Source organism: Actinoplanes nipponensis (genome assembly GCF_016862275.1).
In the GTDB taxonomy this organism is placed as follows: Bacteria; Actinomycetota; Actinomycetes; order Mycobacteriales; family Micromonosporaceae; genus Actinoplanes; species Actinoplanes nipponensis.
The window spans coordinates 367922-381172 of the sequence record NZ_BOMQ01000008.1 but is presented as its reverse complement, the minus strand read 5'-3'; the positions used below and the strand labels follow the sequence as shown (position 1 = coordinate 381172).

Below are 13251 nucleotides of genomic sequence, written 5' to 3'. Positions count from 1 at the left end.
AGCGCGCGAGGCGACGGCCGGCGAACGGCGACGAATAGCGGTCAGCGAAGCTCATCGAGGAGCCTGCGCCACGCCGCGGTGATCTCGTCCGGACTGCCGCCGTCGCGGAACAGGTCCTTGTCGAGCTTGGTGCCGTCCGGGTGGCGCAGCCGCATGCAGTCCGGCGACACCTCGGAGATGACGATCGGCGCGCCGTCGGTGTCCACCGCCAGGATCAGGCAGAAGTCCCACAGGTCGAGCGGGTCCAACCACGCCCGCAGTTCGGCGTTGACGGCGAACGCCGTGTCCCGGAAGGCGTCCACCGGGACGCCCAGCGCCCGCAGGTAGTCCTCGCCGATGGGCTGGTCCTCCGGGTCCACCCGGTAGTCGAACTTCACCACCGGCCGCGGCAGCCGGCAGCCGGCCTCGAACAACCCGGGGTACTTGATGGTGGTGGAGCCGACAGCGCGGTTCTTCACGATCACCTCGAACGGCGGGGCCGGCCGGTACCGGGCGCGGTAGCGGATCGGCCCGATCCGCTCCAGGAACGCGGTGCGCAGGCCGGCGGCGGCGAGCCGGGCCGCGGCCCGCTCGTAGAAGTCCAGCCGCAGCGGGCCGGTGCTCTCGATCAGCTCGTCCCGGCCGTAGGTGAAGCTGCGCAGGCTGGGGATCAGCTCGACGACGCAGGTGTCGTCGCTGTCGCGCCAGACCCGCTTGCTGCGCCCCTCGATGTCCGGTGCGGTCGTGGTGTCCATGGATTCCTCCCGTGTCCCGCCACGGTCGGCAGCGGCTCCGCCGGCCCGTCCCGGGTCTGCGAGCCGAGTGTCGACGCGCCCGCGAAGGGCTGACAAGGCCACTTCGGTGCGCCCGGTCGGGCGCAAATTCGGCCCTACCTTCGGGCCTTACCGCCGCCCGCGTACGCCGGCAGGCTCGCCACCGTGGACCGAATCGACACGCTGACCGTGGCCGCCGAAGTACTCGACCGCGAGCTCACCGCCGCCGACGCCGGGCGTCTCTCGTTCACCGGCCTGGGCGGCACCTCACTGCGGGCCATCGAGTGCGCCGCCCGGATCGGGCTCCGGTACGGCGTGTCCGTGTCCGTGCCCGCACTGCTCGGCCCGGAGCCGCTCGCCCAGGTGCTCGGCGCCGCGGTACCGGCCGCCGCCGCACCGGCCGTCGCCACCGCCGGGGGCCTGCAGCCGCCGTCCCGGGTCCAGCAGGCGATGCTGGTCGGCGAGCAACTGCACGGCGGCACCCCGTTCCACCTGCTGTTCAGCCTGGATCTGCGCGGGCGCGTCGACCGGGGCCGGCTCGACGCCGTGCTCGCCGCGCTGACCGGCCGGCACGCCGCGCTGCGGACCGTCTTCGTGCAGGAAGCGAACGGTCCCGCCCGGCGCGTGCTGGCGCGGTGGACGCCGACGGTCCTCGACCTGCCCGTGCCGCCGGCGGACGGCGCCGACGCGGTGACGGCGGTCCAGGCCGTCCTGGCCGGCGCCGCGGGCCGGCTGCTCGACCCCTTCCGCCGCCCACCCGTGGTCTTCGCGGTCGGTCCCGCCGGCCCGTCGCGGACGGTGGTGTCGCTGCTCGTGCATCACGCCGTCGTCGACGGGTGGAGCGTCGGCCTGCTGCTGCGGGAACTCGTCGCCGGCCTCGGTGGCGCCGACCTGACCGCCGAGGCGCCGACGATGGACGCCGTGGTGGCCGCCGAGCGTGGCGACACGGTCTCCGAACGCGCGCGGCTGCGAGCCGACACGCTGACCGGCGTACCGACCAGGGTCGAGCTGCCGACCGACGCGCCGCGGCCGGCGCACGCGAGCCGGAGCGGCACCCGGCTGCTGTTCGGGCTCTCCGACGCGGCCCGCGACGCCTGCACGGCGCTGGCCCGCCGCTCCGGGACCACCCGTAACACCGTGCTGCTGGCGGCGTGGTCGCTCGTCGTCGCCCGGCGCACGGCCCTGCCGGAGTTCGTGCTCGGCGTGGTGGCCGCCGCCCGGACCGCCGCGACCCTGGACGTCGTCGGCCCCTGCCTGACGATGGTGCCGGTGGTGTGCCGGATCGACGACACCGGCACGGTGGCCGATCACGTCGGCCGCACGGCGGCGGGACTGCGGACGGCTCTCGAGGCGACCGACGTCCCGCTCGAGGACATCGTGGCCGCCCTCGAACTCGGTGGCGACGACACGCGGCACCCGCTGGTGCAGGTGGCGTTCGCCGCGCACGACGAGCTGATCCCGGAGAATCTGCGTACCGGCGGCCTGACCGCCACCGTGCACGAGGGATACTGCGGCGGCACCGTCTACGACGCCGTCCTGTACGTGCAGCGGTGGGCGGACCGGCCCCGGCTGGCGCTGGAGTACGCCACCGACGCCCTGCGGCCGGACGAGGCGGCGGAACTGGGCTGCGCGCTGAACGCCACGCTCGAGGAGATGGCCGCCGACGGCCCGCTCGCGGAGATCCGGACCATGACGCCGGCCCAGCGCGAGCGGCTGGCCCGGCTCGGCGCCGGCCCGGGCGGCTCACCGTACGGGGGCATCTGGGAGCTGTTCGAGGCGGCGGTGGCCGCCGGGCCGGAACGGATCGCCATCCGCGACGGCGACCCGGCGCGCACCCTGACCTACGCCCAGCTGCGGGACGCCGCGCAGGTGCAGTCCGCCGAGCTCGCGGCGGCGGGCGTACGGGCCGGGGACTGCGTGGCGCTCGCCGTCCGCCGCTCGGCGCGGGAGATCGTCGCGGTGCTCGGGGTGCTCCGGCTGGGCGCCGCTTACGTCGGGATCGAGGCGGACGTGCCGGCGTCCGCGGTCACCGGCATGCTCGAGGCGGCCGGGGTGCGGATCGTGCTCGGCGACGACGACCGTGCGGACCTGCGCATCGTCGACCCGTGGCAGGACGCCGTACGCTGCGGCGAGATACCGGCAGCGGCCGCGCCGGACCCCGAGCGGGTCGCCTACGTCGCCTTCACGTCCGGCTCGACCGGGGTCCCCAAGGGCACCCGGATCCCGCACCGGGGTGTCGTACGGCTGACCCGGGACGCGGACTTCCTCGTACCCGGCGCCACCGACCGGTTCGTGCGGCTGGCCCCCCTGGCCTTCGACGCGTCCACCCTGGAGATCTTCGCCCCGCTGCTGGGCGGCGGCCTGGTCGACGTCTTCCCCGACGCCTACCCGACGCCGGCCGCGCTCGCCGGATTCCTCGCCGAGCGGGCCACCACCGGCCTGTGGCTGACCGCGGGACTCTTCCGGCTGGTCGCCGACTACCAGCCGTACGCGTTCGCGGGACTTCGTCAGGTGCTCACCGGCGGCGACGTGGTGCCGCCGGCCCAGGTGGCCCACGTGCTGGCGGCCTGTCCGGGGCTGCGCGTCACCAACGGGTACGGCCCCACGGAGAACACGACGTTCACCACCACCCACGCGGTGGACGACCCGGCCGAGGTGAGCGATCCGCTCCCCATCGGCCGGCCGGTCGCCGGCACCGGCGTGGTCGTGCTCGACCAGCACGGCCGCCCGGTGCCGCCCGGCGGGATCGGCGAGCTCCACACCGGCGGCGCCGGGCTGGCTCTGGGCTACGCCGGCCGCCCCGACGAGACCACGGCCGCCTTCGGGGCGTTCGCCGCGGACGGCGACGAGCGGCTGTACCGGACCGGGGACCTGGTGCGGTGGGACGGCGCCGGGCGGCTGCGCTTCCTGGGCCGCCGCGACCGGCAGGTGAAGATCCGCGGGTTCCGCATCGAGCTGGAGGCGGTGGCCCGGGTCCTGCGCGAGCACCCGGCGGTCCGGGACGTCGCCGTGGTGGCCACCCCGGGCGAAGCGGACCGGCGGCTGCTCGCCGGGCTGGTCACCGAGGACCGCCCCGGGCTCGCCGCCGAGGTGCGGCGGTTCGCGGCCGACCGGCTGCCGGGCTACGCCGTCCCGTCGCTGTGGGCCGTGGTCCGCGACCTGCCGGTGACCCGCAACGGCAAGCTCGACACCGCCCGGCTGCGGGAGCTGGCCCGGGGTGCCGGGCCCACCGGCACCCAGCCGCCTGCCGTGCTGCCGGCCGGTGACGAGGTCACCGCGACGATCGCGGGCACGTGGGCGGACGTGCTCGGCACCGTCCGGTTCGGCCTCGACGACCGCTTCTTCGAGGTCGGCGGCGACTCCCTGCAACTGCTGCGGGTGGCGGCCACCCTGCGCCGCAAGCTACCGGGACACGAGGTCACCGTGCAGGACCTGTTCGCCTGCCAGACGATCCGCGCGCTGAGCGGTCGGCTCCACGCCCGGTCGGCGCCATGACCCGCCGGATGGTCGTCTGTGACCTGGACGGCACCCTGCTCACCTCGGCCGGACGGCTCAGCCCGCGCTCCCGGGCCGTATTGCGCGCGGTCCGCCGGGCCGGGTGGCCGCTGCTGCTCTGCACCGCCCGCCCGGTCCGCGACACCCGGGCCGTCGCCGTCGCGATCGACGCGATGATGGTCGCCGTGTGCGGCAACGGCTCGATCACGTACGACTTCGGGCGGCACCGGATCGTCGACGAGCAGCCCATCCCGGCGGCCGGCCTGGCGGCGACGCTGCGGGCGCTGCGGACGGCCCACCCGCGGGTCCGGTTCGGCGCCGAACGCGGGCTCGACCTGCTGCTGGAGCACGACTTCGAGCTGGCGGCGACCCGGTGCCGAGGGGCGCAGCGGGTGACCCGCCTCGACCGGGTCGTGGACGGGCGCGGCTTCGGCAAGGTCATCGCCCAGCTCGACGGCGCCGCCCCGGAATACTGGCCGGCGATCGCAGCGGTCCTGCCGGCCTCGCTGACGGCCACCGTGTCCACCACGGCGTTCTGCGAGATCGGCCGTGCCGGCGTGACCAAGGCCGCCGCCGTACGCCGGATCGCCGGGCGTTCGGGTGTCGCCGCCGCCGACGTCGTGGCGTTCGGGGACATGCCCAACGACCTGCCCCTGCTCACCTGGGCGGGCACGGCGGTCGCCGTCGCCAACGCCCATCCCTCGGTCCTGGCCGCCGCGGACATCGTCACCGCGACCAACGACGACGACGGGGTGGCTCTGGTGCTGGAGCACCTCCTCGATGAGGGCACGGGACCGCGATGATCGCCACGGCGTGGCGGCCGGCCTGGGCGCAGCTGCCGGTCGAGGTACGGGAGCTGGTCGACACCTGCCTCGGCGCGCCGGTGCGCACCGCCACCGCGCAGGCCGGCGGCTTCACCCCCGGCATCGCCGCCCGGGTGGTGCTCGCCGACGGGTCGCGGGCGTTCCTCAAAGGGATCCAGGCCGATGACGAGTCGGTGACGGCGTACCGGGACGAGGCGCGGTACGCCGCCCTCCTCGACGCCGAGGTGCCCACGCCCCGGCTGCGGTTCACCGCGCAGGCCCGCGGCTGGGTGGTTCTGGCCTTCGACGACGTCGACGGGCGTCATCCGGACCTGCGGGTGCCGGCCGAGCGGGACGCCGTGCTCGCCACGGTGCACCGGCTGGCGACGGCGCTCACCCCGGCAGCCGGCGCCGGCCTGCCCGCGGTGGAGGACACCCTGGCCCCGCTGGCCACCGGCTGGCGGCAGTACGCGTCGGACGGCCCGCCGGCCGATCTGGACCCCTGGTCGAGCCGGCACCTCGAGCGGCTCGCCGGTCTCGAGGCGGGCTGGGCCGCCGGGATCACCGGCGACACCCTGCTGCACGCCGATCTGCGCCCGGACAACATCCTGCTCACCCCGGCGGGCGAGGTGGTCGTGGTGGACTGGGCCCGCGCCTGCGTCGGTGCGCCCTGGGTGGACCTGGTGCTGCTGCTCGCGTCGGCCGACGGGGTGGACGCCGACCGGGTCGTGCGAACCCACCCGCTCGGCCGCGACGTCCCGGATCCGGCCGTCGACGCGTTCCTGTGCGCGCTCGCCGGCTGCTTCGCCCGCGAGTGCCGCGGCCCCGACCTGCACCGGTCGCCGCGGCTGCGCGGATTCCAGGCCGCGACGGCGCGCCGGACCCTGGCCTGGCTGGCCCGCCGCACCGGGTGGCGCTGACCGGTTCGTGAATCGGGTATCGGATCGACCATCCGTCGGAGTCGATCCGTGGCGTTACCATTCCGCCCGTGACGGACCTGCGGTTACGGCTGCTCGGGGCGGTGGAGGCGCATGCCGGTGCGACGCCGCTGGCGCTCGGCCCCCGCAAGCAGCGGCTGGTGCTCGGGGTCCTCGCCCTCGAGGTCAACAAGGCCGTGCCGATCGACCGGCTGGTCGACCTCGCCTGGCCGGTCGGGCCGCCGCGCACCGCCGGCCACGCGATCAAGGTGTGCGTGTCCGGGCTGCGCGGGGTGCTGGCCGGCCACGACGGCGTGGAGATCCGTACCCAGGGCACCGGCTACCTGCTCGCCGCCGATCCGATGCGGATCGACGTGCACCGCTTCCGGGTGCTGCTCACCCAGGCCGGCGAGGCCGCCGACGACGGCGCCCGGATCGCGCTGCTCGACCGCGCCCTGGAGCTCTGGGCCGGCGAGCCGTTGCAGGGTGTGGCGGCACCGGAGGTCTGCGAGCGCCTCGGGGTGGGCCTTGCGGAGGCCCGGCTCACCGCGGTCGAGGACCGGATCGACGCCCGCCTGCGCCTGGGCCACCATCGGGAGGTGATCGACGAGCTGACCGGTCTGGTCGCCGCCGCGCCGCGCCGCGAGCGGCCGGCCGCTCAGCTCATGCTCGCGCTGTACCGCAGCGGGCGGGCCGCAGACGCGCTCGCGGTCGCGCGCGGCACCCGGCACGTGCTCGCCGACCAGCTGGGCATCGACCCCGGCCTGCCGCTGCAGCGCCTGGAACGGGCCATCATGCGGCAGGATCCGGCCCTGCTGCTGCCGGAGCCGCCCCGGATCGCCGACGCGCCCGCCCAACTGCCCGCGCAGGTCGCCGGTTTCGCCGGCCGCGACGATCAGCTCGCCGAGCTGGACGCGCTGCTGGCCGACGGCGCCGGCGCCGCCGTCGTCACCATCGGCGGCACGGCCGGCGCCGGCAAGACGGCGCTCGCCGTCCAGTGGGGCCAGCGCCGGCGGGACCGCTTCCCCGGCGGCCAGCTCTACCTCAACCTCGGCGGGTACAGCAACGGCAGCCCGGTCCACCCGGCCCAGGCTCTCGCCACCTTCCTGCGCGCTCTGGGCGTACCGGCCGAGCAGGTGCCGGTCGACCTCGTCGAGGCCGGCGCCCTCTACCGCACCCTCGTCTCGGACCGGCGGCTGCTGGTGGTCCTCGACAACGCCGCCGGCGTGGACACGATCCGCCCGCTGCTGCCCGGCGGCGCCCACTGCGTCACGCTGGTCACCAGCCGCGACCGGCTCGCCGGCCTGATCGCGCGGGACGGCGCCCGCCCGCTGACGCTCGGCGAGCTCACCCCGGAGGGCGCCCAGGCGCTGCTCAACGGGCTGGTGGGCGCCCGCGCGACGGATGACCCGGCGGCGACCGCCGAACTGGCGCGACTGTGCGGCCGGCTGCCGTTGCCGCTGCGGATCGCCGCCGCGCACCTGGTGTGCCGGCCCCGGCGCCCGGTCGCCGACCTGGTCGAGGAACTCAGCGCCGGGAACCGGCTCACCATGCTGGCCGTGCCGGGCGACGAGCAGTCCGCGGTGCGCGCGGCCTTCGACCTCTCGTACGCCGCGCTGAAGCCGAAGGCGTCCCGGCTGTTCCGGCTGGCCGGCCTGGTGCCGATGGCCGAGCTGACGCTGCCGGCGGCCGCCGCGCTCGCCGACCTCGACCCGGCCCCGACGCGGACGCTGCTGTCCGAGCTGGCCGACGCGCACCTGATCGAGGAACTCACCCCCGGCCGCTACGCCTGGCACGACCTGCTGCACCTGTACGCCGCCGAGCTCGCCGAACTCGAGGACACCGCCGCCGAGCGGGAGTCCGCGCTGCTGCGCCTGTACGAGTGCCACCTGCGTACCGCCGGCGCCGCCGCGACCCTGCTCTATCCGCAGATGCAGCGCCTGCCCCCACTCGCGCGGGGGCGGGCGGGCCTGACGTTCAGCGGCGCGGCCGCGGCCCTGGCCTGGCTGGATGCCGAGCGGTCGACCATGGTCGCGCTGGTCCGCCACGGGGCCGGGATCGACGCGCTGCGCCGCTGCAGCTGGCTGCTGGCCGACACGCTGCGCGGCTACTTCTGGACCCGCCGGTACGCCGAGGACTGGCTGACGACCGCCGCGGGCGGGCTGGCCGCCGCGGAGGCGGCCGGTGACCCGCACGGCCGGGCCGCGGCGCACCTGTCGCTCGCCCAGGCGTACCGGTCGTTGTCCCGGCACGACGCCGCCGTTGAGCACTTCGCCCGGGCCCGGGTCGACGCGGGACGGGCCGGTTGGCGTCAGGGGGAGGCGGCTGCGCTCGGCAGCATCGCGAACCTGTACCGCGACCAGGGCCGGCTCGCCGACGCCGCCGAGCACCACCGGCAGGCGCTGGCGATCTACCGGGACACCGGCGGGCGCGGCGGAGAGGCCGTCAGCCTCGGCAACCTCGGCAACGTGCTGATCGAGTCGGGAGAGCTGGCCGAGGGGATCGCCCGGCTCGCCGAGGGCATGGCCATCTACCGCGAGCTCGGCTCCGTCAACGGCCGGGCGATGATGCACAACAGCCTCGGGTACGCCCACCTCGGCGCCGGCCGGATCGCCGCGGCCCGGGCGGAGTTCGACCGCGCCCTGGACCTGCACCGGGAAGCCGGCAGCCGCGAGGGCGAGGCGGACACAATGGTCAACATGGGTGAGGCGAGCCGCGACGCCCACGACCACGCCCTCGCGGCGCGGCTGGCCCGGTCGGGACTCGAGGTGGCCGTCGACGTCGGCGATCAGCGGATCCAGGCCGACGCGCACAACCTGCTCGGCAGCATCGCGCTGAGCCTCGGCGACCGGGAAGGCGCCGGGGCACAGCACCGCGACGCGCTGCGCCTCGCCGGCGAGGTGGGACATGGCAAGGGCGTCGCGGCCGCGCTGATCGGGCTGGCCGAGGCCGACCTCGCGGCCGGCCGGCACACCGACGCCTACGAGCAGGCGGTGGAGGCGCTCGAGGTCACCCGGCGTACGGGATTCGGCCTGCTCGAGGCCGACGCCCTGACGGTGGTGGCCGCGGCGGCGCTCACCGGCGCCGCCACGCCGGCCGAGGCGGCCCGGCACGCCGAGCAGGCGCTGGCCACGTACCGCCGGATCGGCCGCCCGGCGGGCGAACGCCTGGCCCAGCAGTTGCTGGACCAGGCGTTCGCGTCGGCCTGATGCGCTCTCCGGTCCGCCTTCCGCGGTCAGACCGCGTCGCAGTCCTTCGGAGCCTGGGAGTACTCGGCGGAGGTGACGCCACAGGCGGTGGTGCCGCCCGTATCCCCGCTGCTCTGCACCGACGGCGAGCCCCCCACCGCGTTCGCCACACCGAGCACTGCGGCCAACAGCGCAGCCAGACCACACAGGACAGCGGACCTACGGCGTCCCATCTTCACGGCATCCCCCTTTTGTCATGACATCGACAACGGCCGTCCCCCAACGGCCGTCAGGCCTCGTGGCCCGTCGCGAGACAGTATGGATGGTCGGCGGCCGCGGTTCTGTCGTGCTTCCGGCCGATGGGGAGGTATCCGGCGACTCATTTGCAGCCCTCAGGGGGCGGGGAGCCCTCCAGCTTCTCGGCCACCCAGGAACACAGGTACGTGCCGTCGGTCCGGTTCACTCCCCGCACCATCCAGGCCAGACCGGCTCCCAGGAGCGCGATCGCCGCGCCGACGCCGACGATCACCGGCCCGATCAACGCCTCCCGGAACGATCCGAGCACCAGCGGCGCGACCGTGTCGTAGACACCGAGCAGCGCGATCAGCGAGCCGACGATGACCCCGGCCCAGAACAGCCCCCGACCCGGCCGGCCGCCGACCAGCGTGCACCGGATCTCACAACCGGCCGGGACCGCCACGATCTCTCCCCGTAGTGACGGCAGCCGCAGGTGGCGCGAGAACCGGACCCGCAGCAGCCTCAGCCGGAATCCGTCGTCGCTGACGTGGCCGTACACCAGCCGGTCGTCGGGGACCATCATTGCCGCTCGTCGGAACGCCTGCGCCCCGCTCACGAGCGCCGCTTCCAGCCGCCGCCGGGCTTCCTGCGCCGGCACCGCCGAGACGAGCACGAACTCCTGATCCTGCCATCCGCGCACCACACCGCCGACCCACCGCCTGAGCCCCATCTCTCGAGTGTCAACCCGCCGCACAAGAGCGCGTTCCGGCACGCCGGCCGGGCGGGCTGTGGGCGTACGCGAAAGGGCCGGCGCCTTGCGGCACCGGCCCGTTCGGGGAGGGTCCGACCTCAGAGGGTCAGGCTCCAGCTGCTGATGTATCCGGTGTCGCCGGAGTACACATCCTGCGCCCTGAGCTTCCAGGTGCCGTTCGCGGTCTCGCTCGAGAGGTCGCCGCTGTCGGTGAGGATGATGTTGTCCGCGCTGTCCGAGGCCGACGAGGACTTGATGTTGTAGACGGTGCCGTCCGGCGCCACCAGGTCGACCCTGACGTCACCGCGGTAGGTGTGAATGATGTTCACCGACACCGAGGAGTTGGTCGACGGGGCCCGGTTGCAGCCGCTGATGGTGATGCTGCTGGTGACGGCGGCGCCGGCGTCGGGGATGGTGACGCGAGTGGCGTTGCTGCCCGTGCAACCGCCCGGGGTGCCGGTCGGGCTGGTGGTCGGGGTCGGCGAGGTCGTCGGCGGCGTGGTGCCGCCGCTGCAGGTCGGGTCGGCCGACTGGGCCGGCACGCTGACCGCGTTCCAGGCCGCCTTGACCGTGTTGAAGTTGGTGCAGTTGCCCGGGGTGAGGTTCTTGGCCGCGGTCAACGTCCAGGTGCGGTACTTCAGGTACGACGAGCTGGAGGTCTTCAGCAGCATCGCGTTGTACATGATCTTCATAGCGGTCTGGATGCCCACACCGGTGATCGTGGTGTTGTTGCACGTGCTGCTAGCGGGCTGGCCGTTGCCGCCGGTGCCCTGCGCGAGCAGGTAGAACCAGTGGTTGCCGGGACCGGCCGCCGCGTGCACCTCGCTGCCCGGGGTGCTGCTCGAGTAGCAGTTCGCGTCGCCCACGGCGGAGGGGTTGTACATGTTGCGGATCGGGCCGCTGCCGACCAGGTTGATCTCTTCGCCGACCAGGTAGTCCGGGGGGTCGTTCGGGTTGTTGGCGAACGCCTCGGTGGCCGCGCCGAAGGTGTCGGCGACGAACTCCTGGGTGCCGTTGCCGGAGATGCCGCCCGGGGTGGTGTCGTCGATGCCGTGGCCGAGTTCGTGGCCGAGCACGTCCGCGGAGGAGATCCACTGGCCGGCGGTGTTCTTGCCGATCTGGACCTGGCTGCCGTCGTAGTAGGCGTTCTGTTGGTTCAGGCCGACCCGGATCGGCCACGCGCCGCCGCTGCCGTTCGCGCCGTTGCGGCCGAGCCACGAGGACAGCATCGCGGTCTGCTTCTGCGCGACGTAGAGCCCGTCGACGCAGCCGGTCTCCTTGCTGGTGCCGGAGCCGTTGCCCCAAACGTTGTCGGGGCCGCTGAAGGTGGTGTTGGTGGCGGCGTCCTGGCAGCTCAGGCTCGTGATCGTCGGGTCCTTCAGGCTGTACGTGGACCCGGACTGGGTGGTGTTCAGCGAGACCGAGCCGTTGATCCAGCCCGTGCCGGTGCCGGCCACGTCGGTGACGTGCTCGTAGGTGCGCAACACCTTGCCGGTGAGGGCATCGACGTCGACGGTGAGCCGGCTCGGGCCCTCGGCGCTGGTGCCGCGGATCGTCGACTGCCAAGCCAGCGCGGCCGGCTGGCCGTCCACGGCGGACACGATCAGGTTGGTGGCCTCCACGCCCGACACCGTCTTGAGCTCGCCCTTGGCGATCTTCAGCGCGGCGGCGTCGGTCAGCTTCGGGGTGGTCGCGATGTCACCGATGGGCCGGCTCTGCGCCACCGAGGTCGCCACGGTGTTGCCGGCCGAGTCCGTCGCGATGACGAAGTCACCGCCCTGCACCGGAAGGCCCTTGTAGATCCGGTTGTACGGGACGTAGTTGAGGCCGCTGGAGGAGATGACCGCGCCCTTGCGGAAGGTCTCGTTCGCGGTGGCCTGCAGAACGGCGGGTCGACTGGCGACCAGCGCGTCAGCCTTGTCGGCGGCGAGCCGGGCGACCGCAGCCGGGTCGGTCGGCTGGGCACTGGCCTGTCCGGCCACGGCGACCATGGCTGACGCGGCGAAGGTTCCGGCCGCCAGCGCCACGATCAAGGGGTTTCGACGATTCACTCTGGTGCTCCTCTCCTGCCCGGGGGTCGAGGCAGGCTCAAGGTCCGGTGAACGAGTGGTCACATCCGGACTACTTGATCGGGAACGATAAACATGGATGGCCCTTGCAGATATAGGGAAAACCCTCGATGCCCGCCTGGGAGCGCTTCCAGGGTCATACCGCTTTAGTCGTAGCACCGACGTCGATTTGGCTGAATCCCCTGGTGGAGCGGTGGTTGGGGCGGTGACGCCGGTGACGAAGGGACAGAGCACCCGGGCGTCGCAGGTTTCGCTGGCAGCATGCGGGGATGACCTTGCGACCGGCGGTGGCTGCGGACGTGGAATCCATCCGGCAGCTCGTCCAGCGCGCGTTCCTGCCCTACGTGGCCCGGATCGGCCGGGAGCCCGCACCGATGACAGTGGACTACCACCTGGTCGTCGCTCAGCGACGATGCTGGGTCGTCGAGGACGACGGGCGGATCTCGGGCATGGTCCAGATCGCCCGGCGGGCCGGCCATCTGGAGGTGGAGACGATCGCGGTGGCCCCCGACGCGCAGGGGCGGGGCATCGGTGCGCGGCTGCTCGGCTTCGCCGAGGAACAGGCCCGCGCCGCGGGACTGCCTCAGATCCGGCTGTACACCAATGAAGCGATGACCGAGAACCTGGCATATTATCCGCGCCGCGGATTCCAGGAGGTCGGCCGGGCCGAGCAGGACGGATATCGTCGGGTCTTCTTCGCACGAGCGGTCCCGCCGGGCTGAACCCGTGGGTCCTGGCTGCGAGATGGACGTGTGGGGCGCTCGCCTGGGTGGCGGGCAAGCTCGGCGACGGGTTCAAGCCCACGTCGGTGCCCGGCCGCTGGGACTGGTGCCTGACCATGTGCGCGACGCAAGATCCTCACCGTCGGCCTCCCCGGCGACACCACGCTGGGCGCGTCGAAGGCCGCCCTCGGGAAGGTCGACGGGCGACGCCGGGTAGCGACGCTGGAACAGCCGGACCCCGGGTGGCCGAGGCACGGAGCGGTATCGCCGCCCGGACCGCGGGGTGTGGTGAACTGGACGGCGTGCAGATGCGTCCC

8 protein-coding genes are annotated in these 13251 nt (G+C 74.1%); 5 read left to right on the top strand and 3 right to left on the bottom strand.

Annotation, left to right across the window (positions count from 1 at the left end):
- Window positions 1–41: 41 nt before the first annotated feature.
- Entirely contained in the window at window positions 42–734 is a 693-nt protein-coding gene (locus Ani05nite_RS02965) for a phosphoribosylaminoimidazolesuccinocarboxamide synthase (RefSeq protein WP_203764270.1), read from the bottom strand.
- A gap of 183 nt (window positions 735–917) precedes the next feature.
- Between Ani05nite_RS02965 and Ani05nite_RS02960 the strand changes: the two genes are divergently transcribed.
- The 4 genes from Ani05nite_RS02960 to Ani05nite_RS02945 all read left to right on the top strand — a co-directional run bounded on the left by Ani05nite_RS02960 (window position 918) and on the right by Ani05nite_RS02945 (window position 9176).
- A complete protein-coding gene (locus Ani05nite_RS02960; protein ID WP_203764268.1) occupies window positions 918–4247 on the top strand; it encodes a non-ribosomal peptide synthetase in 3330 nt (1109 codons plus the stop codon).
- Window positions 4244–5050 (top strand): HAD family hydrolase, encoded by an 807-nt coding sequence (locus Ani05nite_RS02955; protein ID WP_203764266.1) that lies wholly within the window; start codon window positions 4244–4246, stop codon window positions 5048–5050. The genes Ani05nite_RS02960 and Ani05nite_RS02955 overlap by 4 nt, the downstream gene beginning before the upstream one ends.
- Entirely contained in the window at window positions 5047–5970 is a 924-nt protein-coding gene (locus tag Ani05nite_RS02950) for an aminoglycoside phosphotransferase family protein (RefSeq protein WP_203764264.1), read from the top strand. Before Ani05nite_RS02955 ends, Ani05nite_RS02950 begins: the two co-directional genes overlap by 4 nt.
- Before the next feature lie 68 nt (window positions 5971–6038).
- Window positions 6039–9176, top strand: coding sequence for an AfsR/SARP family transcriptional regulator (locus Ani05nite_RS02945; protein WP_203764261.1), 3138 nt, complete (start codon window positions 6039–6041; stop codon window positions 9174–9176).
- Between the two features lie 358 nt (window positions 9177–9534).
- Here the strand turns inward: Ani05nite_RS02945 and Ani05nite_RS02940 are convergent, their stop codons facing one another.
- A complete protein-coding gene (locus Ani05nite_RS02940) occupies window positions 9535–10122 on the bottom strand; it encodes a hypothetical protein (RefSeq protein ID WP_203764253.1) in 588 nt (195 codons plus the stop codon).
- 119 nt (window positions 10123–10241) lie between these two features.
- On the bottom strand, window positions 10242–12134 hold the full coding sequence (locus Ani05nite_RS02935; protein ID WP_203764993.1) for a M4 family metallopeptidase: 1893 nt from the start codon (window positions 12132–12134) through the stop codon (window positions 10242–10244).
- Window positions 12135–12481: 347 nt separating this feature from the next.
- Here Ani05nite_RS02935 and Ani05nite_RS02930 point away from each other — a divergent pair, with 347 nt between their 5' ends.
- Window positions 12482–12934, top strand: a complete 453-nt coding sequence (locus Ani05nite_RS02930) for a GNAT family N-acetyltransferase (RefSeq protein WP_203764250.1) — start codon at window positions 12482–12484, stop codon at window positions 12932–12934.
- Window positions 12935–13251 lie beyond the last annotated feature (317 nt).